The 25,570-nt window shown below is 64.9% G+C and carries 19 protein-coding genes and 6 pseudogenes; 10 read left to right on the top strand and 15 right to left on the bottom strand.

What is annotated here, in order from left to right:
• On the bottom strand, window positions 1-370 hold a 370-nt coding region (locus ACFQS4_RS00545; RefSeq protein ID WP_500191657.1), incomplete at its 3' end, for a hypothetical protein.
• A gap of 199 nt (window positions 371-569) precedes the next feature.
• On the opposite strand from ACFQS4_RS00545, the gene ACFQS4_RS00540 reads away from it, so the two are divergent.
• Together ACFQS4_RS00540 and ACFQS4_RS00535 are read left to right on the top strand one after the other, a co-directional pair.
• Entirely contained in the window at window positions 570-1,790 is a 1,221-nt protein-coding gene (locus ACFQS4_RS00540; protein WP_500191655.1) for a S8 family serine peptidase, read from the top strand.
• A complete protein-coding gene (locus tag ACFQS4_RS00535) occupies window positions 1,724-2,086 on the top strand; it encodes a hypothetical protein (protein WP_500191653.1) in 363 nt (120 codons plus the stop codon). The genes ACFQS4_RS00540 and ACFQS4_RS00535 overlap by 67 nt, the downstream gene beginning before the upstream one ends.
• A 77-nt stretch (window positions 2,087-2,163) precedes the next feature.
• Here ACFQS4_RS00535 and ACFQS4_RS00530 read toward each other — a convergent pair.
• Window positions 2,164-3,278 (bottom strand): annotated as a pseudogene (locus tag ACFQS4_RS00530) (Gfo/Idh/MocA family protein).
• A 155-nt stretch (window positions 3,279-3,433) separates the two neighbouring features.
• On the opposite strand from ACFQS4_RS00530, the pseudogene ACFQS4_RS00525 reads away from it, so the two are divergent.
• A pseudogene (locus tag ACFQS4_RS00525) lies at window positions 3,434-4,668 on the top strand (trans-sulfuration enzyme family protein).
• A gap of 84 nt (window positions 4,669-4,752) precedes the next feature.
• On the opposite strand, the gene ACFQS4_RS00520 reads toward ACFQS4_RS00525, so the two are convergent.
• The 3 genes and pseudogenes from ACFQS4_RS00520 to ACFQS4_RS00510 all read right to left on the bottom strand — a co-directional run bounded on the left by ACFQS4_RS00520 (window position 4,753) and on the right by ACFQS4_RS00510 (window position 6,813).
• Window positions 4,753-5,316 (bottom strand): hypothetical protein, encoded by a 564-nt coding sequence (locus ACFQS4_RS00520; RefSeq protein ID WP_500191682.1) that lies wholly within the window; start codon window positions 5,314-5,316, stop codon window positions 4,753-4,755.
• Window positions 5,317-5,346: 30 nt separating this feature from the next.
• Window positions 5,347-5,808: pseudogene (locus ACFQS4_RS00515) on the bottom strand (hypothetical protein); the annotation flags it as partial.
• Between the two features lie 93 nt (window positions 5,809-5,901).
• Window positions 5,902-6,813 carry a hypothetical protein gene (locus ACFQS4_RS00510; RefSeq protein WP_500191650.1) on the bottom strand — a complete coding sequence of 304 codons (912 nt, stop codon included), beginning with the start codon at window positions 6,811-6,813 and terminating at the stop codon, window positions 5,902-5,904.
• Between ACFQS4_RS00510 and ACFQS4_RS00505 the strand changes: the two genes are divergently transcribed.
• From ACFQS4_RS00505 to ACFQS4_RS00485, 5 genes are all read left to right on the top strand, one after another.
• Window positions 6,705-7,067 (top strand): DUF4129 domain-containing protein, encoded by a 363-nt coding sequence (locus tag ACFQS4_RS00505; protein ID WP_500191678.1) that lies wholly within the window; start codon window positions 6,705-6,707, stop codon window positions 7,065-7,067. The two genes, ACFQS4_RS00510 and ACFQS4_RS00505, sit on opposite strands and share 109 nt — an antisense overlap.
• Window positions 7,064-7,618 (top strand): DUF7269 family protein, encoded by a 555-nt coding sequence (locus tag ACFQS4_RS00500; RefSeq protein ID WP_500191648.1) that lies wholly within the window; start codon window positions 7,064-7,066, stop codon window positions 7,616-7,618. Before ACFQS4_RS00505 ends, ACFQS4_RS00500 begins: the two co-directional genes overlap by 4 nt.
• Window positions 7,619-7,721: 103 nt before the next feature.
• Complete coding sequence (locus ACFQS4_RS00495; RefSeq protein WP_500191644.1) at window positions 7,722-11,009, top strand: DUF58 domain-containing protein; 3,288 nt, start codon at window positions 7,722-7,724, stop codon at window positions 11,007-11,009.
• A gap of 217 nt (window positions 11,010-11,226) precedes the next feature.
• Entirely contained in the window at window positions 11,227-11,817 is a 591-nt protein-coding gene (locus ACFQS4_RS00490) for a 50S ribosomal protein L15e (RefSeq protein ID WP_500191642.1), read from the top strand.
• A 214-nt stretch (window positions 11,818-12,031) separates the two neighbouring features.
• Window positions 12,032-12,466 (top strand): universal stress protein, encoded by a 435-nt coding sequence (locus ACFQS4_RS00485; protein ID WP_254157156.1) that lies wholly within the window; start codon window positions 12,032-12,034, stop codon window positions 12,464-12,466.
• A 58-nt stretch (window positions 12,467-12,524) separates the two neighbouring features.
• Here ACFQS4_RS00485 and ACFQS4_RS00480 read toward each other — a convergent pair whose 3' ends face one another.
• From ACFQS4_RS00480 to ACFQS4_RS00470, 3 genes are read right to left on the bottom strand one after another with little or no spacing between them, the layout of a single operon-like run.
• Window positions 12,525-13,118 carry an NUDIX hydrolase gene (locus tag ACFQS4_RS00480; RefSeq protein WP_500191638.1) on the bottom strand — a complete coding sequence of 198 codons (594 nt, stop codon included), beginning with the start codon at window positions 13,116-13,118 and terminating at the stop codon, window positions 12,525-12,527.
• 12 nt (window positions 13,119-13,130) lie between these two features.
• Complete coding sequence (locus tag ACFQS4_RS00475) at window positions 13,131-13,781, bottom strand: DUF7109 family protein (protein WP_500191634.1); 651 nt, start codon at window positions 13,779-13,781, stop codon at window positions 13,131-13,133.
• 26 nt (window positions 13,782-13,807) lie between these two features.
• Window positions 13,808-14,947: a glycosyltransferase family protein gene (locus ACFQS4_RS00470; protein WP_500191631.1), complete on the bottom strand. Its 1,140-nt coding sequence runs from the start codon at window positions 14,945-14,947 to the stop codon at window positions 13,808-13,810.
• Between the two features lie 230 nt (window positions 14,948-15,177).
• Here ACFQS4_RS00470 and ACFQS4_RS00465 point away from each other — a divergent pair.
• Window positions 15,178-15,345: pseudogene (locus tag ACFQS4_RS00465) on the top strand (HVO_0758 family zinc finger protein); the annotation flags it as partial.
• On the opposite strand, the gene ACFQS4_RS00460 reads toward ACFQS4_RS00465, so the two are convergent.
• The 4 genes and pseudogenes from ACFQS4_RS00460 to ACFQS4_RS00445 form a co-directional block, all read right to left on the bottom strand.
• On the bottom strand, window positions 15,293-16,456 hold the full coding sequence (locus ACFQS4_RS00460; protein ID WP_500191629.1) for an aldo/keto reductase: 1,164 nt from the start codon (window positions 16,454-16,456) through the stop codon (window positions 15,293-15,295). The pseudogene ACFQS4_RS00465 and the gene ACFQS4_RS00460 overlap by 53 nt on opposite strands.
• A gap of 90 nt (window positions 16,457-16,546) precedes the next feature.
• Window positions 16,547-17,692, bottom strand: a complete 1,146-nt coding sequence (locus ACFQS4_RS00455; protein ID WP_500191666.1) for a DHH family phosphoesterase — start codon at window positions 17,690-17,692, stop codon at window positions 16,547-16,549.
• A 137-nt stretch (window positions 17,693-17,829) separates the two neighbouring features.
• Window positions 17,830-18,734: pseudogene (locus tag ACFQS4_RS00450) on the bottom strand (SDR family oxidoreductase).
• Between the two features lie 40 nt (window positions 18,735-18,774).
• Window positions 18,775-19,200: a DUF5791 family protein gene (locus tag ACFQS4_RS00445; protein ID WP_500191625.1), complete on the bottom strand. Its 426-nt coding sequence runs from the start codon at window positions 19,198-19,200 to the stop codon at window positions 18,775-18,777.
• A gap of 325 nt (window positions 19,201-19,525) precedes the next feature.
• Between ACFQS4_RS00445 and ACFQS4_RS00440 the strand changes: the two genes are divergently transcribed.
• Window positions 19,526-20,539 carry an outer membrane protein assembly factor BamB family protein gene (locus ACFQS4_RS00440; protein ID WP_500191622.1) on the top strand — a complete coding sequence of 338 codons (1,014 nt, stop codon included), beginning with the start codon at window positions 19,526-19,528 and terminating at the stop codon, window positions 20,537-20,539.
• Window positions 20,540-20,560: 21 nt separating this feature from the next.
• Here the strand turns inward: ACFQS4_RS00440 and ACFQS4_RS00435 are convergent, their stop codons facing one another.
• The 3 genes and pseudogenes from ACFQS4_RS00435 to ACFQS4_RS00425 all read right to left on the bottom strand — a co-directional run bounded on the left by ACFQS4_RS00435 (window position 20,561) and on the right by ACFQS4_RS00425 (window position 25,558).
• The gene (locus ACFQS4_RS00435) at window positions 20,561-23,851 is read right to left on the bottom strand and encodes a DUF7286 family protein (RefSeq protein ID WP_500191618.1); all 3,291 of its coding nucleotides are present in this window, start codon (window positions 23,849-23,851) and stop codon (window positions 20,561-20,563) included.
• Window positions 23,839-24,776, bottom strand: a pseudogene (locus ACFQS4_RS00430) (DUF7284 family protein). Before ACFQS4_RS00430 ends, ACFQS4_RS00435 begins: the two are co-directional and overlap by 13 nt.
• Window positions 24,777-24,997: 221 nt before the next feature.
• Window positions 24,998-25,558, bottom strand: coding sequence for a DUF7285 family protein (locus ACFQS4_RS00425; RefSeq protein WP_500191615.1), 561 nt, complete (start codon window positions 25,556-25,558; stop codon window positions 24,998-25,000).
• Between the last annotated feature and the right edge of the window lie 12 nt (window positions 25,559-25,570).

Below are 25,570 nucleotides of genomic sequence, written 5' to 3'. Positions count from 1 at the left end.
AACCGCGGCAGCCGACACGGACACGTCGGTGCTCGACGGCCTGCTCGACACCGCGAGCGACGCGCTCCAGGAGGTGATCGTGGTCTTCGACGACGCCGAATCGGTCGGCCTCCTCGGAGACCTCGACCTGCAGGCGGGCCTCGTCGAGTACGAGGTGCTCCCGATGGCCTACACCGCCCTGACCGGCGACCAACTCACCACCGTCACCGACTGGGACGCGGTTCGGCGGGTCAGCAAGGCCGTCGAACTCGAGTTCTACAACGACGACTCCCGCGAGGCGACGGGCGCTGACGTGGTCCAGTCTGATTTCGGCTACGACGGCTCGTCGGTCGATACCGTCGTCATCGACTCGGGCTTTTCCGGCCCACACCCGGACTTCGACGGGCGACTCGAGTCGAACTGGCAGTGGGTCGATGATCCGCTGGGCGATCCCGACCCGGACTGGATCGACCTCGGTGCGGCGCGGACACCGACGACCTGGGACACGGCACCCACTGCGCTGGCACCGTCGCCGGCGACGGCTCGGCGAGCGACGGGCAGTACCGCGGGACCCCGGGGCCCGCGTGTCGGTGTACTCGACCAACGAAGCCGTCTACCTGCCGTTCGTCGTCGGTGCGTGGGATCACATGCTGGCCCGGGCAGACGACCCCGACGACGACTTCGACCCCGACGTAGTGTCGAACTCCTACGGCGTCGCTCGCGACGTGCGGTACAACCCGAACGACCCCGTCAACGTCGCCTCCTGGGAGGCGTTCCGGCGCGGGATCGTCTCCGTGTTCGCGGCGGGAAACGACGGGCCCGATTCGGACACCCTCTCGCGGTTCGCCAAGGCCCCGCACGTCCTCGGCGTGGCGGCCACCCGCGACGACGCGCACGTGACGGACTTCTCCTCGCGCGGACGAACGCCGGACGAGGATCGCGAGACGAACTACGACCGCCGGACGGCCCTGCGAAACCTCGAGAAGTTCCACGCCGCGATGACTCGTGGGCAGTACGTCGTCGACACCGAGTCGTGGGCGGGCGAACTCGGCCCTACGGGTACCGGCAGCGACTACTACGAGTGGGTCGCGCCGAACAACGCGGACGTCCTCGAACTCGACTCGTTGACGCCGGACGGCGAACAGATCACGCTCACCGTCCACCGGGATTCGAAAGACGGCGAGGAGGTCGCCAAACTCGGCGAAGAGCCGGTCTACCAGCACCAGACGCTGACGACGGACGTTGAGGGTGGCGAGACCTACTGGATCGAGGTCGAACCCGCGACCAACGTCCTGGTCACCTACGAAATCGCCCTCGAGGCGTTCGAGCTGCTCGGCGAACCGTTTCGGTACCGGCCGGTCGGGCTCTATCGCCCCGGCGTCGCGACCCCGGGCAACGCCGTGATGAGTACGGTCGGCCCAACCGACGCGCTGGACGCGCTCGAGCCGGACGAGGAACTCTACTACTCGCCGATGACTGGTACGAGCATGGCCTGCCCGGCCGCGGCTGGCATCTGTGCCCTGGTGATCGACGCCGCGCGCAAGAACGGCCACGACTGGTCTCCCGCGGACGTCATCTACACGGTCGAAGCTCAGGCCCGCGACGCCCACACCGCCTACACGCCGTGGAACGCCGGTGCGGCTTCGTCGACGCGCCGTCGGCCGTTCGGCGAGCGGCAGCCGGCGACTTCGCGAAGCACAACGAGGTCGACCTGGTCGACCCCGACACGCCCGAGACGCTCGAGGTGGCGGGCGGTCGCGAGGACGACGGGTCGACGTTCACCGCGGGCCAGACCAATCGCGTCGACGTGACCGTCGAGTCGGTCTCACACGAAGCAATGGTGCGGGACGTCGTCCCCGTCGAGTGGTCGGTCGACGACGCCTACGGCGACGTGGAGCGAGTCGAGGAGGACGGCGACGTGCAGTACGTCTACTTCGGGACCGCGGTTCCGGGTGAGACGGCCACGTTCACCTACTTCGCGGAGGCACCTGAAGAGACGGGGACGTACACGTTCGGCCCAGGTGAGGCGAACGCAGCCAAAACGGACGACGACTGGGTGGCGTTCGGCGATGCCGACGACAACACCGTCCTCGGCGTGGAAACCTGAGGCGGCCCCTTTCCGTTTCGGTTCGAGGTTCGACTCGAGCGGCATCTTTCAGGAAACAGTTCCGCGACGCTTCCCGGCTACTCGAGGCCCACCCACTCGCCACGCTCGTCGCTTCGCTCGACGGCGTCGAGGACCCGCTGGGCAGCCAGTCCGTCCTCGAAGCTCGGTTCGTACGCCTCGCCCGCGTCGACGGCCGAGAGGAACTCGTAATTCTCGTGGACGAAGGTGTGCTCCCAGCCGATGACGTGCCCCGGGGGCCACCAGTGATCGACGTAGGGGTCGTCCTCGTCGGTGACCAGCACGGTCTCGTAGCCACGGTTGCCCTCGCGCAGGACCTCGAGTTCGTTCAGCCGCTCGAGGGAGAACTTCAAACTGCCCTTCGAGCCGTGAACCTCGATCGTGTGGTCGTTCTTGTGCCCCGTGGCGAACCGCGAGGCCTCGAGCGTGCCCATCGTCCCGTTTTCGAACTCGACTTGCGCGGAGTAGGCGTCGTCGACGGTGACCGGCCGCGTCTCCCCGTCCCCGGTGGGCCGTTCGTCGACGAACGTTCGGAGGTGTCCGCTGACGCGTTCGATCTCGCCTGCGAGGTCGTCGCTCTCGACGAGGAATCGCAGGAGATCGACCGTGTGCGAACCCAGGTCGCCGAGCGCGCCGGATCCGGCCAGTTCCTCGTCGTTTCGCCAGGACCACTCGGCTTCGGGGTCGACCAGCCAGTCCTGGAGGTAGCGCCCGCGGACGTGGTGGATCTCCCCCAGTTCGCCCGCCTCGAGCAGGTTCTTCGCGTACTGAATCGCCGCACGAACCGGTAGTTGAACGCGGCGCCGGCGGGGACCCCGGCCTCGCGAGCGGCCGCGGCCATCTCCTCGGCGGTCTCGAGCGTCGGGGCGAGCGGCTTCTCACAGAAGACGGGGGTGCCAGCCTCGAGGGCAGCGATGGTTGGTTCGGCGTGGACATGGTTCGGCCCGAGGTTGTAGAAGACGTCGACCTCGTCGACGATGTCGGCCCAGTCGGTGGCCGTCGACGCGAAGCCCAGGCGGTCGGCGGCGCCCGCGAGGGCGTCCTCGTCCCGGCCGATCAGCACCTGTCGCTCGACGTCCGGCGCGTCGGGGAAGAACATCGGGAGCCGTGCGAACGCGTTCGCGTGTGCCCTACCCATGAATCGATACCCAAGTACGCCGACGGAGAGACTCATGGCCGTATATTCATTCGCACGGTAGTTATTGGTTTGCGTCTCGGCTCGATTCTTCCTGCCTTCGGGTGAAAGATAGCTACCGATAATACGAGAGCGAGGCAAATATTACTGGTAGATGGAAAGTTATTACCGGCAATCCATCGTGGACGTCGAGTATGGAACAGGAAGATCGCGCTGCGTTCGAGACCCGGGCCGTCACCACCGGCGAGGAGCCGTTCCACGTCGGGAGCGAGGCGGGCGACGTCACTACCCCCATCCACCTCTCCTCGACGTTCGCCCTCCCCGGACTCGACACCGACCTCAGCCTCGAGGACGTCGACCCCGACCGCGGCGAGTTCCTCTACTCTCGACTTTCGAACCCAACGCGACACGCCCTCGAGAAACGCCTGGCGAGCCTCGAGGGTGGTGAGCACGCGATGGCCTTCTCATCGGGTACTGCCGCAATCTTCACGACCCTGCTCTCGAGCGTCGAACCCGGCGATCACCTCGTCGCCGGCGACGACCTCTACGCCGGTACCCGACGGATGCTCGAGTTGGTGTTTCGCGACCGCCTCGACGTGGACGTGACGTTCGTCAACGGGAGCGACGCGGCGGCCGTCGAGGCCGCTGTCACCGACGAGACGGTCGTGATCTGGATGGAGACGCCGACGAACCCCGGATGAGCCTGTGTGACGTGGCCGCGATCGCAGAAATTGCCGAGAGCTACGACGCTCTTCTGGGCGTGGACAACACCTTCGCCAGTTCCTACTTCCAGCGCCCCCTCGAGTTGGGCGCCGACGTCGTCGCGCACAGTACGACGAAGTACCTGAACGGTCACTCTGACTCGATCGGCGGCGCCGTCGTCACGAGTGACGACGACCTCGCGAATGAGATCAGGTTCCAGCAGCAGGTCGGCGTCGGCGACATGCTCGCGCCCTTCGACAGCTACCTCGTCCTCCGAGGGCTCAAGACGCTCCCGATGCGCATGCGCCAGCACGAGGCGAACGCGATGGCCGTCGCCGAGTTCCTCGAGGGCCACGACGCCGTCACCGACGTCTACTATCCTGGCCTCGAGTCCCACCCCCAGCACGACCTCGCCACTCGACAGATGGAGGGCTACGGCGGCATCCTCTCGTTCGAACTCGACGGCGAACTCGAGGACGCCAAACGGTTCCTCGAGGCGCTCGAGGAGTTCACCCTCGCGGTCAGCGTCGGCGGCGTCGAGAGCCTGATCGAACTTCCGGCCGCAATGACCCACGAACCGGTCCCGCGGGAAGAGCGAGAAGCCGTCGGTATCACCGACACGCTGATTCGTGTGTCCGTCGGGGTCGAGTCGGTCGACGACCTGCTCGCGGACCTCGAGTCGGGGTTCGTGGCGCTCGATGCGCCGTCCGTGGCGGCCGACGACTGAGGCCGTTTTTTTGGTTCTGTCTCCGATACCGTCTGAGGTATTCCTGTCCCGGAATTTTACTCCACGTAAGGCGTGCGTTCTAGTTCAGCAGCCAGTTTTCGAAGCCGCGCGATACGCTCGGTCGTCGAGGGATGGGCGTAGGTGTCCACCTGGAGCGGGCCGCCACCGTCCGCTCCCTCCCGTGACCGCTCGAACCCGTGCGGAAGCAAGCACATTCCCTCGAGACCGCGGTAGTGCCCGCCGGACGTCGCCTCCGCATCGGTCCGCGCGTCTTCCACGGGGGCGCTCGAGCCTCCGTCGAGGCGCTCGAGGACGCTCGCGAGCGTCGCCGGGTCGCCGGTGACGATGGCGCCGACCCGGTCGGCGACGAACCCGCTGACGCGAGAGGCTGCGGCTGAGGAAGACGACGGCGGTTGCTACGACGCCGAGAACGATCCCGCCGACGACGACGGTGACCGCCAGGGCCACGGCGAGTTGCAGGAGTCCGCTCAGGGTGAACACGGGCGCGTCGATGAACGACGACCCGAGGAGTGCCGCGACGAACAGGAGTCCACCGTAGACGTACGGACGGGTCCACCGCGGCAGGTGGTCCCCGAAGACGACGTGTTCGTCGGCGATCAACGCCGGGAGGAACGAGGCGAGGGTCATCACCGCCGCATCACGGTTTTTCAGGTGGGCGAGTTCGTGGGCGAGGACGGCGTCGAGTTCGGCGGGCTCGAGCGCCTCGAGGAGCCCTCGCTGACGACGATGGTCCCCGAGCGGACGCCGCCGACGGCGAAGCTGTTTGCCACGTCGGTGTCGGCCACCGCAACCGTCGGTACGGCAACGTCCAGCTGGGCGGCGAGTCGCGTCACGCGGTCGGTCAGTTCCGGCCGCTCGTCGGGTCCCAGTACCGCGGCGTCGGCTTCCTCCAGCAACTCGAGGCGTGCGTACCGCAACTGGACGGCGAGTAGACACCCCAGACAGAGCGCTGCCGAGAGAAGGTATACGACGCCGCGAGAGAGCCCGACGCCGTCGAAGACGGGGACGAGCCAGGGCTCGAGCAGTGCGACGAAGACGAGGGCGAGCACCAGGTTGGCAAGGACGACGGCGCCGAGGGTCGTCGCCATTCGCCCGAGGAGTTCGCGAGAGACCATGCATCGGGTTGAACCTGTCGCTCGAAAATAGTTTCGTCGCGCAGACGTCGCGACCGTCAAACTGTCCGATCGACTACCGGTCACAGTGGCAACATTTTTACGGGTCGACCACGCACGAAGCGATAGTGTGGGATACGACCGCCACAACGCCGCCCTCGTCGTCTGTTGTGTCCTCGCGATCGTCGCCGCCGCCGCGTTCCTCCCCGCGGCCGGCTACGGCGACTACCCCGACCAGGACGCCGTGAGCGACGACCACTACCTCGACCTCGAGTCTGGACCCGAGACCGACGGCGAGAACGGCACCGACGACCGCGACAGCGAGCGGAGCGACGGACCCGACGCGAACGAGTCGACGCCCGACGAGGAGAGCGACGACCGGGCGAACGACTCGAGCGACGAGCCCGACGACTCGGCCGACGAGGCGTCGAACGAGACGGACGGCGAAAACGAAACCGCTGCCGACGAGAGCGGTGGCGCCGATACTGACGACGGCAGCGCCGGCGTCGGTTTCCTTCCGGCCGCCGGTCTGCTCCTCACCGGGTTGCTCGTCGTCCCGATTGGCCTGCTCTGGCGGGCAACGCACCCCTCTCGAGCCCCCGGCGTCGCGAACGCCGACGTGACGATTCCGGACGGTTTCCTCCCCCGATTGCAGTTTCGACTCAAGCGAATTCCCCAGGTGACGATGACAGCGACGATTGGACTCACCCGGGTGACGCCAGCGGTCGTCGACGGCGTCGTCGGAACCGGGCGAGCCATCGGATCCGGGATCGGGCTGGTCGGTCGGGGTCTCGGGCGCGGGCTCGGCTCCGTGCTCGTCTCGATTCCGGCCGGTTTGTCGGGGACACTGGGTTCGCTCGGCGGGCTCTCGCTCTCCGGCGGCGTCGCGTCGCTCTTCGGTGGATTCACCCGTCGCCGGGCGTCCAGCCGTTCCGGATCGAGAACGGCCACTCGAGGCAACGGCGACGAAGACGAGGACGAGGACGAAACTCGGGACGACCCCGGTCCGCAAACGATCGAGGATGCCTGGGCCGCGCTGACCGAACTCGTCTCCGTGCGGCGGGATCGATCGAAGACGCCGGGCGAATACGCCAGTGCGGCGGTCGACGCCGCTTCCCCGAATCCGCCGTGTCGACGCTCACCGAGACGTTCCGACAGGTACGGTACGGAAACTACCCACCGACGGACGACCGTATTCGTCGGGCTCGAGCGGCCTACGACCGAATTGTCGCGACGGCTTCCCACGAGGACGGTGATCGGGAGTGAAGCGAACGCTCCTGCTCCTCGTCGGGGCGGGCGCCCTGCTGGCGACGCTCCTGGCGACGACCGAATCGATCCCCTCGGCGGTGGGCGCCATCGCCCGGGATGGGGTCATCCTCGTCGGCGGCGGCGTCGCTGCCCTGCTGGGGCTGGGCGTCCTGCATTCGGCCGCGGGCGAGACCGATACCGGACCGAACGAACGATTCGGGTGGGCGGACGAGCGCGTCGAGTCGAACGTCGAGCGGATCGGCGCCGACCTCGAGCGTGCGCTCGAGCGAGGGCCCCTCGACGAGCCCCGGGACCAGCGTGTGCTCCGGGTGCGGGCCCGAAACCGGACCCGGGTCGCCGTAACCGACGCGGTGATGACGACGCTGATGGCCGACGGCCACGGCGTGGACGAGGCACGAGAGCAGGTGCAGTCGGGGACGTGGACCGACGACGTGCGGGCGGCCGCCTACCTGTCTGGATCGGTGTCGGTGCCGGCGAAGATGCAACTGTTCGACTGGCTCGCCGGTCGCCGAGAACAGCGACAGCCGAGGCGGCGCTGGCCGAGCTAGCGGCGTTGCGGGAGGTACCGATCGAGAATCACCTCGCGACGCGGTCGGATTCCGGAACCCGTCGATTCGACGCGTCTTCCCGATCCCGAGGGAGGGCGGACCCATGAGCGACGCGAACGCGCTTGATCTCGGCGGCGACGGGGGTCGCAAGGGCGGCTCCGAGACGGTTCTCGACCAGGAGACCGGCGCCGACTTCCGTTCGGAAACGGGATCGCGGGTCTCACAGACGGCGGCTTCGACGGATTCTGGTACCACCTCCGGTGAAGAGAGCGAATTATCACGATCCTCGAGTGATGGCAGGAGCGGAGACGAGAGCGCTGGCGGGAGCGGAGAGGAGACCGAGCGTACAGGCGCCCTCACAGACGACAAACGGTCCGTTCGAACGGCGGGGACCGTCGCCGACCAGCAGACTGACTCGAGCGACCGCTGGACGGTCGCGCTCGGAATCGCTCTGCTCGCTATCGGCACCGGCGTCCTGGCTCGCGACGCAACCATCTTCCTCTCGTCCGTCGTCGCCTTCACGTACGCGGCTTACGGCTATGCGACGACACCGCCGTCCTCGACGTTCGACGTCGAGCGTCGACTCGAGCCGTCAGCCCCCGTCCCCGGCGAGTCCGTTTCGGTCTCCGTCGAGGTGACCAACCGGGGGAGCGGCGCCGTTCCGGACGTTCGGGTGGCCGACGAGCCGCCGGTCGACCTGGCGGTCGAGGGGGAAACCCGGGCGATTGGCAGTCTGTCTCCGGGCGAATCGGTCGCGCTCGAGTACGTCGTCCGCCCTCGACGGGGCACGCACGTCTTCGGTGACGTCGTCGTCGAAACCCGGAACGTCAGCGGGAGCGAACGGCGGGTGACGCGGTACGAGTTCGGGAGCGATGACGATGACGATGACGATGGCGACAGTACCGGCGACGGCGAAGACGGCAGCAATAGCGATGACGAGGGAGCGGAAGCGAACGCGGACCGCCTGTCGTGGGACGACGCACTCGAGCGGCTCCCGCTCGCAGGCCAGACGATCCAGCACACCGGCCGAGTCGAGACCGACGTCGGGGGCGAAGGGCTCGAGTTTTACTCGCTTCGCCCCTTCCAGCCGAGCGACCCGATGCGTCGCGTCGACTGGAAGCGACTCGCCCGCACCGGCGAGTTGACGACCATCGAGTTCCGCGAGGAACGGGCCGCGTCGGTCGTCGTGGTCGTCGACGCACGAGACGACAACGCGGTCGTTCGCGAACCGGGCGAACTCGACGCCAGGGCGCTCTCGATCCGGGCGACCGAGTGGCTGTCGACCACCCTGTTGGCCGAGAACAACCGCGTCGGCGTCGCCCTCTACGGCGGTCGCGGCGATTACCTCCTCCCACGAACCGGTCGCGACCAGCCTGGCTCGCGTTCGCCGGTTGCTCGACGGGGAGTGGTGCGGATCGTTCGGTCGCCCCTCGTGGCTCGCCCACGGCGATCGCGCAGTCGACCGGTTCTGCCGGCACCTGGCCGACGAGAAACAGCTCGTCTTCGTGACCCCGCTTCTCGACGACGACCCGGTCGCGTCTGCCCGGCGATTCCGCGCGTACGGCCACGAGGTGACGGTCGTCTGCCCTGCGGTGGCCGAACGGTCCGACGGCACGGCGGCACTCGAGCGCCTCGAGGCGGACCGTCGGCGGTCGACGCTTCGCAGCCACGGCGTTCGCGTCGTCGAGTGGCACCCCGACGAGTCGCTCCACGTCGCGGTCGACCGAGGCAAACGGCGGTGGTCCTCGTGAGTGCGGAGTGCACGAACGAATCCGCGGATCTCGGAACGGCCGCCACACTCCTGGCGGTGCTGACGACGGTCGGCGTCTGCTGGGGGGCTGGCGTCGAACTTCCGGGGACGGTGGCTGGCCTCGGCGCACTCGGAGTAGTTTGGGGCGTCGCGCTCGCCGCGTCGGATCGGCTCGGTCGACGGGCCGTCGGCAGCGTGCTCGTTACGGGAGGTCTGTTCGCGGTTTTCGTCGGGTTCAACGTGGCCGTCGTCGAGGGTGTCGTCGAGGCGCTCCTGGTCGCCGGGGCTTCCCTGGCGATCCTCGCCGTCGGCGCCGCCGGGGTCGACGCGACGACCGACTGGGCGTCGTTCGCCTGGCCGGTTCGCGATTCCACGGTGACGTCCCTGCCCGTCGTGGCCGGGACGCACCTGCTGGCGACTGGCACTGTCGGCACGCTGTTTTTCGCGACGGCGGTGATACTCGAGGCGTTGACGAGCAGTACCCACTCGAGTGTTCTCTCCGTCCTCGCGTTGCTCGCCGTGGCGGTGCTCCTGGCTTCGTGTGCAGGGACCGTCCTCGAACTGGCCTGTCCCGACCGGACGTCACCGCAGACGTTTCGGTCGGTGGTGGGCCGCGTCGCCGACCTACCAACGGGTGCGTACTACGTCCTCGTCGTCGCCGGCTTCGTTCTGGCGGCCCCGGAAACGGGTGACGCGATTGACTCGGTGCTGCGGGCGATGGGACCAGTCGGACGGTTCGTGCTAGCCGTCCTGTGGAGCGGCGGCCTCCACGTCGTTCTCCTGGCCGTGGCCTTCGGCGCAGTGGTGATCTGTCTCGGCTGGCTGGCCACACCGCCGCTTCGCGCCTGGTTCGGTTCGTACCCGCTTCGAACGGCTGCGTTCGCGACTGGCGGCGTGGTCGTCCCACCCGTGGCGTTCCTCGTCGCATCGGTCGTCCCGTCGATCGACCCGCTGTTGGCGATCTGGGCGGTGTTCGGTTCGCTGCTGGCCGTCGTCGTCGTCGAGCTGGGGATCGCGTCGCTCGCCTCGGGAGTTGACGAACCGCGGAACTGGCTTCGACGACTCGGCTGTGGCTCGATACTGGGCGTCGCGTTCGTCGGCTCGCACGCGGGAACGAACTCGCTCGGGGTATTCCTCGCCGTCGCCGCGGCGATCTCGGTCTGGGACCTCACCGAGCGAACCCAGAGGATACGAACGCACCTCGGGCCGTCGATCGACAGCCGGCAGACGGAACTCGTTCACGCGACGGCGACGGTCGTCGTCGGGGGCCTCGGCGTCGGCCTCGCCGCTCTCGCGATGTACGGCATCGGCGCCGTCAATCCTCCGAGTCAGCGCTGGCACGCCCTCGCTCCGGTGACGCTGGCGCTCCTCGCCGTACTCGCGCTCGCCGGTTCGATCGGCGTGAACGCCGACTGGGCCTCGACGTCGACACTCAGCGGCGTCGCTCGAGACGGCCTCCGGAGCCAGGTCGCCGCCGTGCTGGTCGTCACCGTGGTCGTGCTGGCCGCCGCGACCCTGGTCGACGCGGTCGACGCGCTACTGGCGGTCGCTCTGTTGATCGGCCTGCCGATTGCGGCACTATGGATCGTCGGTCGGCTCTCCCGCGGCGACTTCAAACAGCCACCGCCGGGCGGATATTGACGAACGAATTCGGTGCCTCGAGCGATCCCGTTCAGTCGAGTGCACTCGCGAACGGACGGTTCGAAGCGCTTATACCCGCCACGCTGATAGCACCAACCGACTCGTCGGTCCGCGGGCGACGGCGGGCACCTGTTCGGCTCGCGCCACAGGTTGTGGAAGCTACTCGCGTGTCGAACGCGAGATCGCTTCTGAACCGGGAAACGCCCGCAGACTACCAATGGCACGAAGCTTCTACTCCCACATCAAGGAGGCATGGAAGAACCCGGGCGACGGTAAGCTCGGCGAACTGCAGTGGCAACGAAAACAGAAGTGGCGCAAAGAAGGCGCCATCGAGCGCATCGAGCGCCCGACGCGACTGGACAAGGCGCGCGAACTCGGCTACAAAGCGAAGCAAGGCATCGTCGTGACGCGCGTCGCCGTCCGTAAAGGGAACGCGCGCAAGCAGCGACACAAGGCCGGGCGCCGGACGAAGCGCCAGGGCGTCAACCGCATCGGGCGCCGGAAAAACATCCAGCGCATCGGTGAAGAGCGCGTCTCCCGAAAGTACCCCAACCTCCGCGTCCTCGCCAGCTACTGGGTCGGTGAAGACGGCGGGCAGAAGTGGTTCGAAGTGATTCTCGTCGACCCGAACCACCCCGCCATCGAAAACGACGACGACCTCAACTGGATCTGTGCCGACACGCACAAGAACCGCGCCTTCCGCGGGCTGACCAACGCCGGCAAGTCCAACCGTGGTCTCTACAACCGCGGCAAGGGAACCGAGCAGGTCCGTCCATCGCTGAACAGCGGCAAACGCAGTTCCGAGTAATCGCGGACTCGGCCACTCGAGCACTCGTCCATTCGAGCACTCGAGACTCACTTTCTGTGAACGCGTTCTGCTCTTCTCGAGCAGCGGCGCCATTTTCGTGGCGCGGTCGACCGTGCAAGAGACTTCAGCCTGCCGAGAACGGGAGATGCTAGCCCGTTCCATCCCGCCGGGAACGGTGGCCGATATTAACATACTGGAGCGTATACGTTCACCCATGCGAAACCGAATCCTGGTTCCAGTCGACGGCTCCGACCGTGCGGCAGACGCCCTCGAGTTCGCGTTCGAGGAGCACCCGGACGCGACCATCGTCGGCCTCCACGTCATCGACCCGGCCGACCTCTACGGGGCGCCGGGTCTCGAGGGCGGCGCGATGATCAACTACGAGGAGATCCACCGACAGAGCAAGGAACGTGGCGAAACACTGCTCGAGAACGTCGCCGAGAAGGCGGCCGACCGCGGCGTCGACTGCGAGACCGAACTCGTTGTCGGTCGCGTCGCGCACTCGATCATCGACTACGCCGAGGAGCACTCGGTCGATCAGATCGTCATCGGGAGCCACGGTCGACGGGGTGCGAGTCGCATCCTCCTGGGGAGCGTCGCGGAGACGGTCGCTCGTCGGTCGCCGGTCCCCGTGACGATCGTTCGGTGAGTCGGTCAATACAGATCTTCTGGTACATACCTACCTACCCACCTACCACGGCGGGTCGTCAGTACTGCGAGCGTTCGACCCGCTCGGGCGCCTCGAACGGCGTCGACAGCTCGAGCAACTGGACGAGAATGCGCCCGGTTGCCCCCCAGACGGTGTAGCCGTCGACGTGAAAGTAGTGGATGACGATGTCGCCGTAGTAGGGGTGGTCGCGTCTGTCGTACTCGTAGTTGTCCGGGTCGAGAAATCCTGAGAGCGGCAGGACGACGATTTCGGCCACCTCGCGCTCGTCCGGGTCGTACGAACGATCCGGAATCCGCCCGACGAACGGCGTGACGGCGTACTCCGTGACCGTTCGAATGTCGTCTAGCTGGCCGACCACGTCGACCGCCGACGGCTCGAGACCGATCTCCTCGTCGGCCTCCCGGAGGGCGGTCTCGAGGATCGAGCCGTCGTGTGGCTCCCTGCCGCCGCCGGGAAAACTCATCTGGCCGGGGTGTTCTCCGAGGTGGTCGGCCCGGCGCGTAAAGAGCAGGTGGTCCTCGCCGTCGCGGTCGACCACGGGGGCGAGTACGGCGGCATCGTACGGCTGGTCGTCGATCTCGGTGGGCTGAAAGTCGGTGACCGCCTCGAGTGTGAGCCGTCGTGTCGTCATACGGATCCCTGGTCAGGCGTCCCCGAGCGCCTCGACGAGTCTTGTTCGTTCGGCCGTCAGGTCGAGCGGAGCCCACGCCTCGAGGTCGTAGCTCAGATCGATCAGGTCCTCGATGGCCGTTTCGTCCACGCTCTCGGTTTCGTTGTCGCCCCCGTCTACGTTCTCGGTTTCGTCGTTATCCTCGTCCACCTTCTCGCTACCGTCGTCACGCCCGCCCTCATCCTCGAGCACCGCCTCGACGTCCGCCAGAAACCGGTCTCGAGCGGCCTTCCCGACCGCGTCCTGGTCAGGGTCGCGCGGAGACACGTCGAGGATGTGCGGAAGGTCCTCCGCGTGCTCGGGGGTGCGAGGGAACGCGGTCGGACCGGGGACGAAGAGTGCGTCCTCGTCCCCATTGCCGTTGCCGTCGACGTCGACGTCGCTGTCCTCGGCACCTCCGTCGGTGGCGTGACCGTCACCACGGGGTTCGTATCGAACCAACGCGAACGCGTCCAGCGACGCCTCGATCGCTCCCGCTGCAGCGTCCTCGTCGACCGACTGCCCGTCCGCGCGGAACGCGACCTCCGAGAGGGCGCGCTCGAGTTCCGTCCGGGTGAGGCCGCCGAAGAGGTCGACGATCCCGGCGAGTTCGTCGCTCGTCCGCTGGTCGAGTCCGGTCCCCATAGCTCCTGCAACGAACGAAGCGGTGATTAGTCTTGCGTGGTCGACTCGAGCGAGGCGGCCGAAGGCGTCCACGGTGTCGCCGCCTGGGCGAGCGCGTCCGGATCGATGGGAGCCGCCGTCCAGGGCGGGAACCGTCGTTCCCCTCCGGGTGGGGTGAGCGACCTCGCGTAGCGCGTTACCTGCTCTCGTTCCCCGTCTCGATCGTACGAGAGGTCGTTGAATGCGGCGTCGGCCCCGTACTGGTCGATCAGACGGTCGGCGACCGCGCGGTAACGCGTCGCCAGGGTCTCGTAGTCGATGTCGACGTCGTTGGCCTCGAGTACGCGAAGAATAGAGGAGGCGACGTCCCGACTCATTCCCTCGAGGCCGGATTCGCCGTCGACGGTTCGGTGATCGTGTCGGTGGACGCCGAGGTCGACCTGCGCGGATCCCTCGAAGCCAGCGTGCTCGAACGCGTCGCCGAGAGTCGCCACCTCGAGTCCCCACGCCCGGGGCGGCCGGAGTCGGCTGGCGAGGTCGGCCGTCATCCCGAACTCGCCCGCCAGCGCATATCGAAACGCGGCGAGGTACTCGACGACGGGGTCGTCGTGCTCGGTGCGCAGCGCCTCGACGAGGGGCTCGTAGAGGAGCCGACAGAGCCGCCCGTAGAGTTGGCCGTCTTCGACGCGCGCGTAGTACCCCTTCGAGAAGTCGTAGCCCATCGCCAGCGGCTGGAGCAACCGGGCGACGTGGTCCGGCCGAAAGCTCGTGGCGTCGGCGTCGTGGACGACGACGTACTCTCCCTGGGAAATCGCTGGACCGAGCGCGAGCCACACGTCCCGACCCTTCCTTAGATCGCCGTCGAGTCCCTTCCTCGCCAGCAGATTCTCGACGGCGGGTGCGTTACACCACAGCACCTGGACCGGCAGGTCGAACGACTTGGCCCACTCGCGAAACGACTCGATCCGGTCGGGGTCGGCCCGTACCGGAACGATCACGCGTTCGGGGGCCGGCCGAATCGACTCGAGCGCCGACAGGACGCCCGTCGCCGCGGGACGCTCCTGTTCCCGATCGGTCATCGGCACGACGACGACGGTCCGCTCGAGAACGGGCTCGAGGCCGTCGAATCCGACGGGGGCCTCCGTCAGTCGGTGGAGAGTGGCGACGCGCTCCTGCGTGTACTCCATCGATGAATCGTTCGGCTGGAGGGTAAAAACGGCGACGAATTCGGCGAAGCCCGCCTCGAGGCTGTTATTTCGACTATCTCAACTCTACGAACGGGACGACCAGCCCGTACGCGGCCCGAAACCCGGTGGCAACGCGCTTTGGCCCGTATCTACGCGGGGTCAGTGACATTCGAATCGAAATAGTTCCGAGACACCGGTCTTTTTCTTCTCCACCTTCGTAGGTGGTCAACATGAAATCTATCCGGAAGGCGCTCCGCGAAGGGGAACTCGAGAAAGACACCTACGAGCGAGTAACCTGCGCCGAGTGCGGGAAACCGCTGAAGACGGAGAACGACCCGGACACGATCACCACGATCCGGCGGTGTCCAGACTGCGAGCGGGAGTGGAAGGAGATTCGCTGGCCTCGCCGGAATCGCTGTCGGGCCCGACGAAGAGGTCGTCGAACGTCGACGCGCCGAGCGGGTCGAATCGCCCGGTATCGACGTTCTCCTCGACGTGTTCGGGCCGACTCGTGCCGACCAGCGACGTCGTTACCCCTGGCGCCGACCGCGCGAAGTTGATCGCCCGCTGGACCGGCGAGTCCCCCTCGAGAACTGTCGCCACGTCTTCTGGAAGGTCGCTCGCGAGTTCACCCTGGGCGATGCTCGCGCTCGTGAACACGTTGAGCCCAGCTTCGGTGGCAAACTGGAGGACGCTCTGGGGCCCCTCCGGACCGGGCTGACTCGCGACCGTGAACGCGTCGGCCATCGCGACGTTGAACGGCAGCCGAATCGCTCGGAAGTGCGTGCCACCCGTGCCCGCTTCGCGCGCGGCGGCGCGGGCCCGTTCGACGATTTCGCCGATAGAGAGGTACGACGGGTGATCCTCCGGGACCCGGAACGCCTCCCAGGTCGCCACGCCGTAGTGTGAGAGGTCTCCCGCGGCGGCCCGCTCCTCGAGACGGACGAACGTCGCCTCGAGCTGGTCGTAGACGGCCTCTCGGGACCGTTCTCGCAACTGGGTCTCCGGGTTGTGCACGTAGTAGAGGTCGACGTGCGTGTCGAGGTTCTCGAGGGATCGATCCAGCTGGTCCTCGATGTAGTCGGGAGCGATGCAGTGGCTCCCCGCAACGAGGTCCTCGCGGTCGACGAGCCCGGGCTCCACGTACGTTTCCCTGACGTACTCGCCCGGGTTGTCCGGGCGCTCGCCGTCGAAAGGGACGAAGCCGCCCTTCGTCGCGACAAAAATCGCGTCGCGGTCGATATCCGTCCGCTCGAGGGCCCGCCCGACGACGCGTTCGCTCCGCTGGCACCGGTAGTTGATCGCGGTGTCGATCACATTGCACCCTCGCTCGAGCGCTCGCAGGATGGCGGCCTCGTAGTCCTCGTCGACGTCGTCCGTCGGTTCGCCGAGGTAGGTCCCGAGACCGATGCTCGAGAGTAGCCCGTCGCCGTAGCGCCTGAAGTAGGTTCGCCCGAACTCCTCGTAGTGGTCGTCGCGGTATTCCCACGTCGCCGGTCCGGTAGCCATGCTCATGTCTTGGACTGTCGACGGTAAAAGACCGACTCTCCCCCGGGCTCTCGAGTCGTTCGGGTCGGTGGGCTGGCAATAGCGACGGCGTCAGGAACGCTCGCCCGCCATCGCCGAGAAGACGCGTTTTTCGAACTCCGGTTTGCTCACGCCGTCGGAGGGACCGATGCCGTTCATGTGATCGACCGACACTTGGCCGCCGCCCATACGCGCGTGACCGCCCGCGTTCGCCATCGGGATGTCGCTGACGGCGTGGCGCAGCGCCTCTCCCATGTGAACGCGGTCATCTCGAGAGCGACCGGAGAGGTGAATCGTGCCGTCGTGTTCGCCGTAGACCACGACCGCCGTCACGCCCTCCAGGTGCATCAACTCGTCTGCGGCCTGGGGAATCGCGTCGACGTTACCGATCTCGCCGACGTCACAGATGGCGAACGATCCCTCGATGCGCTTCTTCTGGATCGCGTCGGCCTTGATCTGGAGCACGTCGTCGCTCACCTGCGGGTTCGCGATCCGGTCGAGTTTCTCCTCGTCGATGGCCCGAAAGAGAAACGACGCGGCCTGGAAATCGGCCGCCGAACACCCTTTCGTGAGGTGGTTCGTATCCGAGAGGATGCCGTAGAGCAGCCCCGTCGCCAGTTCCTCGGTCAAGTCCACGTCGCCACCACCGGAGTCCTCGCTATCGACCAGGTCGACGCCGATCTCCTCGAGGTACTCGACCAGGATCGTCGACGCGGCGCCGTACTCCGTTCGCACGTCGGTAAACGTCGTTCCTGTACCGTTTCCAGGGTGGTGATCGACGACGACGAGCGGTTCGACCATCTGGGCGCCGGTGAATCCTCTCGGCGTGTTGTGATCGACCAGCACGACCGTCTCTGAGTCGATGTCCGAGGCCGATTCGACGGTCTCGAGTTCGAGTTCGAGTACGGTTCGAAACGCTCGATTCTCCTGGTGGCGGATCTCGCCCGGATAGTAGAGCGTCGCGTCGGTGTCGACGCTCTCTGCGATCGCCGCAACGCCCATCGCCGAGGCCATCGCGTCCGGATCGGGGTTCGGATGCATCACGACCGCCACGTCGTCGTACTTCGTGAGGAGTCGTCGCAGCCGATTCCCCGGCGATCGGTTGAACCAGCGAAGAACCCACCAGCCACCGAGTGCGAGTGCCACGAGTCCGACGACCCCCAGCGAGAGGACGAGCGGGTCGATCACCCGTAACGACTCGATGGACTCGCTGACCATCCCGACGCCACCACTCGCACCATCGGCCACGGGATCGATTCGTGTGCCGCCCCGGGTTCCCATACCCCACACTCAAATTGAATGCCCATGAAGGTTCCCCTCGATTGTAACGCCCACAAACCGCCCGTAACAACCGTCTACGAGGGCGTATTACCCGGATACGCCGCTATCGCTGACTCGTATCCCTCCTGATAGGTTGGGTACTCGAGCTCGTATCCCAGTTCGTGCAATTTTGCGTTCGAACACCGCTTGCTCGTCAGGATTCGTCGCCGAGCCGCCGCCGAGAGCTCCCCGGCCTCGAGTCGCTCCGCTTTCGTTCGCTTTTCGGGCAGTTCGAGCCCACTCTGCTCGGCCAACCAGTCCGCGAACGCCCACTTCGACGCCGGTTCGTCGTCGACCACTTGCACTACTTCGCCGCGACCGAGGTCGTGCTCGAGGAGGTATCGAACCGCACCGGCGGCATCGTCTCGATGGACCATGTTCAGGTACCCCGCGGTGACCGGTCCTTCGAGATAGCGCTCCAGGCGATACCGGTCCGGTCCGTAGAGGCCGGCAAAGCGGGCGACCGTTCCCTCGAAGCCGTCCCCGTACTCGGGCGGCCCCTCGAGGGCGATTCGCTCGGCCGCCGCCAGGACCTCGGTCTTTTCGGTGGTTGGCTCGATCGGTGTCTCCTCGTCGACCCACTCGCCGTTGTGGTCGCCGTGAACGCCCGTCGAGGACGTGTAGACGAGGCGTGTCGGCTGGTGGTCTCGTTCGCCGAATACTCGGATCGCAGTTTCGAGCCCCTCGACGTACACCTCTCGAGCGGCCTCCGCACCTCGTCCACCGCTGCTTGCGGCGAAGACGATTGCATCGACGTCGGGGACATCCTCCAGCGCCGACGCGTCGGTCACGTCGGCCTGGACGCCCTCAAAATCGGCGTCCTCGATCGCTTCGATTCCAGCCGCAGACCGACGAACGCCGATCGTCTCGTGGCCTCGTTCCTCGCTCGACGGCCCAGTTCCAGGCCCACGTACCCACAGCCGAGAATAGCGACGCGCATATCTGTACTCGGGAAGCCGAGTGCATAACGACTGCGCTCTTCACATACCGCGATCGACGATCGCGTACTGAATCGCGACGTACTCCTCGAACGTCATCGGGGCGCGGCGCTCGATCTTCTGTTGAATCTCCGTGGCGCCGAGACCGCCGTCGAGGTCGGCCGCAAGCGTATCCACGTCGACGACGGCCGTCGTCATCCCCAGTAGCAGGTGTTCACCCGCGAGTTCGACGATCGTCTCCGGGTCAGGTTCGCCATCCTGAAGCGACTGAATTTGGGCAGCCTCCTCGAGAGTCAGGTCCGGTTCCTCCCCGTCGCGGAGCGCCTCCAGTTTCGATCGGTCGACGTCGGTTTCGGTCTCGGCTTGCTCGAGGCCAGCGTGCTCGAGTGCCGATCGAAGGTCGTCGTCGTATTCGGTTCGAAGCGAGTCGCGAGTGTCCGGGACGGAAAGACGCTGCTCGTAGAACATACGTGGGGAAAGGTCGGTCAACACCAAGTCGGTTTTCATCGACGTGTTTCGGTTCGATATTCCTATATGAAGGTTATAAAATCAAGTCAATACATTATTATAGTTTTACTGCATCTGTCGGTCAATGCCTTCCCAGACGAGACGACGATGGCTCGCAACGTGCGTTGGTGCAAGCGTCACGAGCCTCGCCGGGTGTACCGATTTTGGCAGTTCCGATTCGCCGAAAACCGACTCGAACGACTCTCAATCCACTGGCTCGAGCGATGGCGGACTCGTCTCGGGATTATCCGGCGAGGAACCGACTATCTCAAGCGACGAGTGGCCGATGGCCGGTGTCGACATCCAGAATACGGGATATCATCCGACCGCAACTGGCCCGACGGACTCGGTTTCGGAGCGATGGCGACTCGAGACTGGTGGCCGGATTACGGGTGGAGCGGCAATTGCTGATGGGACGGTGTATATTGGAAGTTGGGATTCAACATTTTACGCGATTGATTTGCTCGAGGGAGGAGTCGAATGGTCAGTAGATCGAGGTGCGTCAATGTTTCCAGAGAGTGCTGCAGTAAATGGGGAAGAGATCTTTGCGGTTGATGGAACAGGTAACTTAATTGCATGGAATAGACAAACCAGCAAACGCGTCTGGGATACGTTCAGTGAAAACCTTGCTATATTGAGTAGCCCACGAGTATTTGGGGAGACAATTTTTGCAAATACAGACGACAATCTAGTTGTTGCGATAAATTCTGAATCAGGAGAAATTCTGTGGACATACGAAGTCGAAGGTCGAGGATCAGAAGTGATCGCTGTATCGAACGATACCTTGTACGCAGCGAGTATCCCTTCAGCAGTATATGCTATCGACATTAACACGAAGGAGTTAGTATGGAAAACAGATATTGACGAAAGGATTATGGGGTTGTCTGTTGGAGAAAACCATGTTTACGCCGGGGTCCGTCAAAGTCAATCCGTATACGCATTAGACTTAGAGACTGGTGATATTGAATGGCAATGTGATGTTCGCAATACAATTGTCACTCCAATTAGTTATCATAATGGTTTCGTCTTTGTCACCACTCGAGACGGTGTTGCATGTGTAGACGCAATTGCTGGGGAACTACAGTGGACCACTCAAACTGGTGGAGTTTGGGGGAACGTTTCCCTCTCAAACGAATTAGCATATACGGGATCAAAAGATGGCGTCTATGCATTCGACAGAACAACTGGTGATGAACGGTGGTACTTCGAGACCGATGGAGAAGTCGCGTCGGAACCAGCTTTTGTTGATGACACCCTTCTCGTCGGAACGAGAGAGGGAACGATCTATGCACTCGAGTAAGTGGACTTTCGAAGAACTCTCTTAGGAGCCACAGGCTACTGTCTCGCTGTTTTCGAGATGCCCAACATCGGGCCACGTTTCCGTACATTCAGTTCTAACCCCTGTACGATCACCAACTCCTTGTCCACCAGGTGGAACAACAATTACGACGACCGTGCTCCCTCGAAACGATATCGCCTTATTCGAACCTAGTCGCTTCTGGTTGCCACCGATATTTACTGAAACGTTCTTGTCCTCTCGAACATAGGTCGTTCCTCCAGTAACCAGCGGCGTTCCAGTATTGGCTGCGATTTCAAATCGAGCGTACTTTGCTGCCACATCCACGTCCCAGACGTTCGCCGTCGCAACCCAGTATCCCGGAACAGGTGTAATTGGAATGCCAGCAGGAACACGTTTCGGTGCATCGCCTGTCAACCATTTCTCTTCATCATTAATGACAATATCGCCCTCTTCGTTGATGATCTCTGCATTTTCTAACCGTTTCTCGATTACGTCATCAGTTATCTGGTCAATCTCTGCTCGTATTTCAGCGTCTATCTCTTCTAATCCAGATTGGAAAGAGATAGTCTCGTTCGCGATATTCTCAGTAATAATTGGGCGGGAAATCGCCTTAACCTTTGCTTCCCATGCAGTTTGTCGCCCATCAAAGTCGCTGGGGTAATCATCAGCCACTTCTTCTACAATTGCTTCGGAAATTGGTTTCGTAATATTCCCATTCCCGAAGTCGATAGCTGTTTTATCGATCGATCCATGCCCGTCGAGATATGATTCAATAGCTGATTCGATGTTAACACGTTTCCGTTCAAAATTTGGATCTTCACCTCCATCTAACTCCGAAGAGACACTGTCTGAGATATCGTAAGAGATACTTGAGAACCCGGTTCCAATTGCAGATTCAATCTGTGTTATTTCCCCCTCTAAATCAGCCCCTACCGCCTCTGCCAACTTCGCCGCCCGCAACGTCTCCCCCGCCGTCCGCATCGGCACCCGCTGCTCTTCCTCCCCGAGATCTAACCTCGGAATCTTCGACAGAATACCCGTCATTACCGAATCGTACGGAATCGAGAAGTAGTTCGCATTTCGCGTCGCCATCGGCGCAAATTCCGAATCGTTCCCGACAGCCGGCACCCGCTCGGCCGTCACGTTCTCCGTCACCAGATACGACGGCGACCCCGACACCCGGTAGGTCACTCCCTCAAGCAACGGAACCTCCTCGATCGGCTCCGGCTCCGGTTCTGACGTACTCATCGCCTCCTGCATGTACGCCGTCGCATCCGCTAATCCGGAGTTCGCCTCCTCGAGTTCGTCGTCCAGTTCGGCCATCACGTCGTCGTGCGTTTCGGCCACAGCCTCCAGGTCAGAGAGCAGGAGTTCGAAGTATGCGAGCCGAGCCTCGTACATCGCCTTTTCCGCCGGGTCGGCGTACGGACTTTGTCGGTCGAGGTAGTCATCCCGTTCGGCCTCGACCTCCGCGATCAAATCCTCGACGGGTCCGTCCTCGCCAGGTTCTTTGATCATGTCTGCACGTTCGAAGGTCACCTCGAGGCCCTCCAAGTCGGCCTGGATCGCAGTGATATCCTCGACCACGTCGGCCTCCAGGACCCCGTACTCGTAGTCGGCGTCGAGTCGTTTTCGCGTCGGGATTGCGAGGGAACGCTCGAGGTCGGCTCCGGAGTGAGCCTCGACGGCGGCGTCCGAAAGTAGCCGTTCGAAACCGGCTCCGGTGCGTGCGCCGACGAACGCGTTCGCAGCCTTGTCTGGGACGTCGCTGAAGTCGCTCGAGTAGACGCCGGTCCCACCGTATTTTCGCTGAATGCCGTACTCGGTATGGGCCTTGATCCTCGAGTCCGGGCTGTGATCGGCTTCGTACAGACGAACGCGCACGTCGAACGTACTCGTCGCAGTCGCGTTCGTCTCGATCCGTTCAGTCTCGTTCGTGCGGGTGTCGTTCCAGGTCGCGGTGCGTTCGTAGCCGTTGACGACGGTGGCGTCGTAGGTGTAATAGGCACTCGCCCGACCTGAATCGCGGACGGTGACGTCGGTTACCGTCGTGGTACGATACGTTCTCGGCGAGCGGTCCAGACGCTTCCAGTGTGCGCCTTCGTCGGGCGGGGCGGGTTCTGCTCGCGTATGCGTCTCGTCGATCGTGACACTCGAGGCGGCGTCGACGGTGTAGACCCGATCGAACGCTGCCGGAATCGAATGCTCGTTTTCCTCGTCGAACATGTATCGAAGCGGCATGTACGCACTCTCGCTGACCGCGATCGTCTGTTCTTCGTCCATCCCGGGTGCGTGACCGGAGAGGTCCTGCAGTGACGGCGCCTCGGGCGGATTGCCGCCGACTTGATCGCCGTAGACGTACTGGAGGGAATCACACACGTCCTGGCTGTCGATGCTCGGCGACTCGCCGTCGTTGTAGCCACCGTAGAGGTCGTCGCCGTCTTTGGCGGCGAGACAGAGCCAGGCCTGGCGTATGGCGTCGCCACCGTCGACGTCCTGGGTCCCGAAGACGCCGCGCTGGGTCGCGTAGGCGGCGCTGTTGGCCGTCACCTCGACGTGGCGATTGGCGATCACCTCCGAGACCGGCATCCCGGCGTACTGGGCGTAGCCGCGGGCCCACGCGAGCGGGTACAGTCGCCCACTGAATTGCCGACCGAAGCCCGATCCCTCGAGCGCACCGGTGTTGAGAGCGGTCTCGTAGGCGGCCGTCCGGCGCTGGAGTTCGAATAGTGGCGTCGGCACGGAGACCGTCACGGGTTCGACGCGGCTTGCGACCGTCTCGCCGTCGCGTTCGACGGTCGTTCGGACGCCGTCGATCGTCACCTCGAGTCGGCCGGCGTCGTTCGCCGAGACCGTCACCCGGTCCATCCCACGTTCGAGCGACTCGAGGTCGTTCGCTGGCGGGACAGAAACGGTCGTGGTCGTTCCGCGGACGTCCTGCCCGGCGCCCGCGAGGTTCCTCTGTACGTTCAAGTAAATTCGAAGGGCGAGGTAGTTCTCGAGAATCTCGCGGTCGCTACTGGCGTTGACGAGGTCCCCGTAGGAAGTGTTCGCGGGCTCGATAATCGGCTCGCTGGCGACCTGATCGGTCGCGTCCAAGGTCGCGTGTCGGATGGCCGTTTGCGTCGCCGCGGTCGTTCGGTCCATCGCGACAGCGGGATCGACGTCGGTTTCGGGGGTCGGTCGCGACTCGAGCGCGCCGACGAGGGTGATACTGCTGACGAGCAACAGCACACCGATGAGCGCGAACGGGACTCGCCCGCGGTCGTCGTCCGCGAGCGAGATGGTGGGCGTTCGGGTCACGTCTCCCACACCCGTACGACGATGGTGACGTCCTCGACCGCGACGGCCTCCGCGGCTTCTTCGGGGGTATCGAACCGCGCTTCCATGTCGGCAGCCATCGACCGAGCGAGGGCGTCGACGAGGTGTGCGTTCGCCGCCTGTGCGTCGCTATTGGACTGTTCGAGTGGGTCCTCGAGGTCGGCAGGGTCGATGCCGTCCAGGGCGGTCGCGAACCGTTCGTATCGATAGACGGTTCGGTCCCGGTCGAGACCCCGCGCTCGAGTACGAGCGACGTCTGTTCCGGCGGGAAGTATCCCTCGACGATCGCCGTGGAAACGCTGGTTGCGATAGGGTGGTACGCCTCGACGTCTGGATTCTCGTCGCTCCCAGCCTTGTTCTCACCCTCGCCCCCGTCCTCGCTCTCGGTGTCGTCCTCGTCTCCGCCGAAATCGGCGGAGTCGAAGCGGTCGAAATTGAAGCCGCTAGGTACGGTCATCGAGACGCTACTCACGTCGGCCGTCGGCGATGGGGTCGGGCCGATGCGCGCTCGTCCCTCGAGCGGCGCCCCCTCGTAGGGCGTCCAGTGGGCCGCCACGGCGACGTCACCGTCGACGACCGCGAACTCGCTGGCGATCGGCCCCTCGATCGCCATCGCGAAGAGGCGACCCTCGTGCGTGAGCGGTTCGTCCTCGAGCGACACGTTCGCGAGTGCGGCGTCAGCGAGGATGCCGGCGGCCGGGCCGTGTGTCACGCGCGTGAGTTCGCTCCTGGTGTAGTCGTCCGGGTCGTCGTAAGCGTCCTCGGAGGCGCGCTCGAGGGCCGGTCCGAGCGTGTATTCGACGCTGACCGTCGTCGAGCCGAGCAGTTCGACCGCGTGGGTCGCCGTTTCGGGGGTGTGGCTGGTATCCTCGTCGCCTGCGAGATAGATTCCGAGAATGCCGACGGCGGCACTCATCAACACGAGACAGAGTGCGACGTCGAGGACTGTACTGACGGCTCGGTCGTCGCCGATGCAGTGCCTCCGGGCGCCGGTATCAGCCACGGCCGTCTCGATATTATCGGTCGTGGACGGCTCGGTATCGTCCGTGGACGACACGATTTCGGCCGTGGACGACTCGAAACCAGATACTGACGACAGGAGGTCAGGCACTGATGACAGGCGGCCGGATGCTGACGTCACGACTGGACCTCCACGTGGAGCGTGGCGCTCGACACTTTCCCCGAGGGCTCGAGGATGGCTATCGCACGGGTCGCGGTGTCGTCAGCACTCCCTCCGGGTGTCGGGGCGGATGAGGGCGGGCGGTTACCCGTTGCAGAGCCACGCTCGTACTGACCGTCGACGTACTTCGCCCAGCGGCGCGTTTCTGGCTGGCCATCCTCGAGCGCCAGTACCGTCACCGTCACGGTCCGGTCGCTGGGCAGTCGATCCGTCGGGACCTTTGCGACCGGGTCGTCCGGCCCGTTCGGATCATAGACACCGTCGGCAGCGATGGTCGCGTGCACGGCCTCGAGCGTGGGCTCTGCAACGGAGCGATCGCTGCTCGTCTGCCCCATTCCTGAGAGTGCTCCAGCGTACACGCCGAGTGCGAGACAGACCGTGGCGACGGCCACGAGTGCGGCGAGCGGTTCGGTTTGCCCGCGCCGGTTCGAACGGTCCATCGGTGGAACCGTACTCGAGTGAGGCGAGCCCTCGCAGTACCGTCGAACCACCCGGCGGGCGGTGGGAAACAGGAACATGGCCCCCTCTGG

It is taken from the genome of Saliphagus sp. GCM10025317 (assembly GCF_042663665.1).
Lineage (GTDB): Archaea > Halobacteriota > Halobacteria > Halobacteriales > Natrialbaceae > Natronosalvus.
This window is presented reverse-complemented; position numbering and strand designations above follow the sequence as displayed.

Bases quoted from the DNA above. Each gene is read 5' to 3' on its own strand.
- ACFQS4_RS00485 (WP_254157156.1), top strand. From the start codon at position 12,032: ATGCGAAACCGAATCCTGGTTCCAGTCGACGGCTCCGACCGTGCGGCA.
- ACFQS4_RS00520 (WP_500191682.1), bottom strand. From the start codon at position 5,316: ATGACCCTCGCCTCGTTCCTCCCGGCGTTGATCGCCGACGAACACGTC.
- ACFQS4_RS00440 (WP_500191622.1), top strand. From the start codon at position 19,526: ATGGCCGGTGTCGACATCCAGAATACGGGATATCATCCGACCGCAACT.
- ACFQS4_RS00480 (WP_500191638.1), bottom strand. From the start codon at position 13,118: ATGACGACACGACGGCTCACACTCGAGGCGGTCACCGACTTTCAGCCC.
- ACFQS4_RS00495 (WP_500191644.1), top strand. From the start codon at position 7,722: ATGAGCGACGCGAACGCGCTTGATCTCGGCGGCGACGGGGGTCGCAAG.
- ACFQS4_RS00455 (WP_500191666.1), bottom strand. From the start codon at position 17,692: ATGGTCAGCGAGTCCATCGAGTCGTTACGGGTGATCGACCCGCTCGTC.
- ACFQS4_RS00460 (WP_500191629.1), bottom strand. From the start codon at position 16,456: ATGGCTACCGGACCGGCGACGTGGGAATACCGCGACGACCACTACGAG.
- ACFQS4_RS00425 (WP_500191615.1), bottom strand. From the start codon at position 25,558: ATGTTCCTGTTTCCCACCGCCCGCCGGGTGGTTCGACGGTACTGCGAG.
- ACFQS4_RS00475 (WP_500191634.1), bottom strand. From the start codon at position 13,781: ATGGGGACCGGACTCGACCAGCGGACGAGCGACGAACTCGCCGGGATC.
- ACFQS4_RS00470 (WP_500191631.1), bottom strand. From the start codon at position 14,947: ATGGAGTACACGCAGGAGCGCGTCGCCACTCTCCACCGACTGACGGAG.
- ACFQS4_RS00445 (WP_500191625.1), bottom strand. From the start codon at position 19,200: ATGTTCTACGAGCAGCGTCTTTCCGTCCCGGACACTCGCGACTCGCTT.
- ACFQS4_RS00490 (WP_500191642.1), top strand. From the start codon at position 11,227: ATGGCACGAAGCTTCTACTCCCACATCAAGGAGGCATGGAAGAACCCG.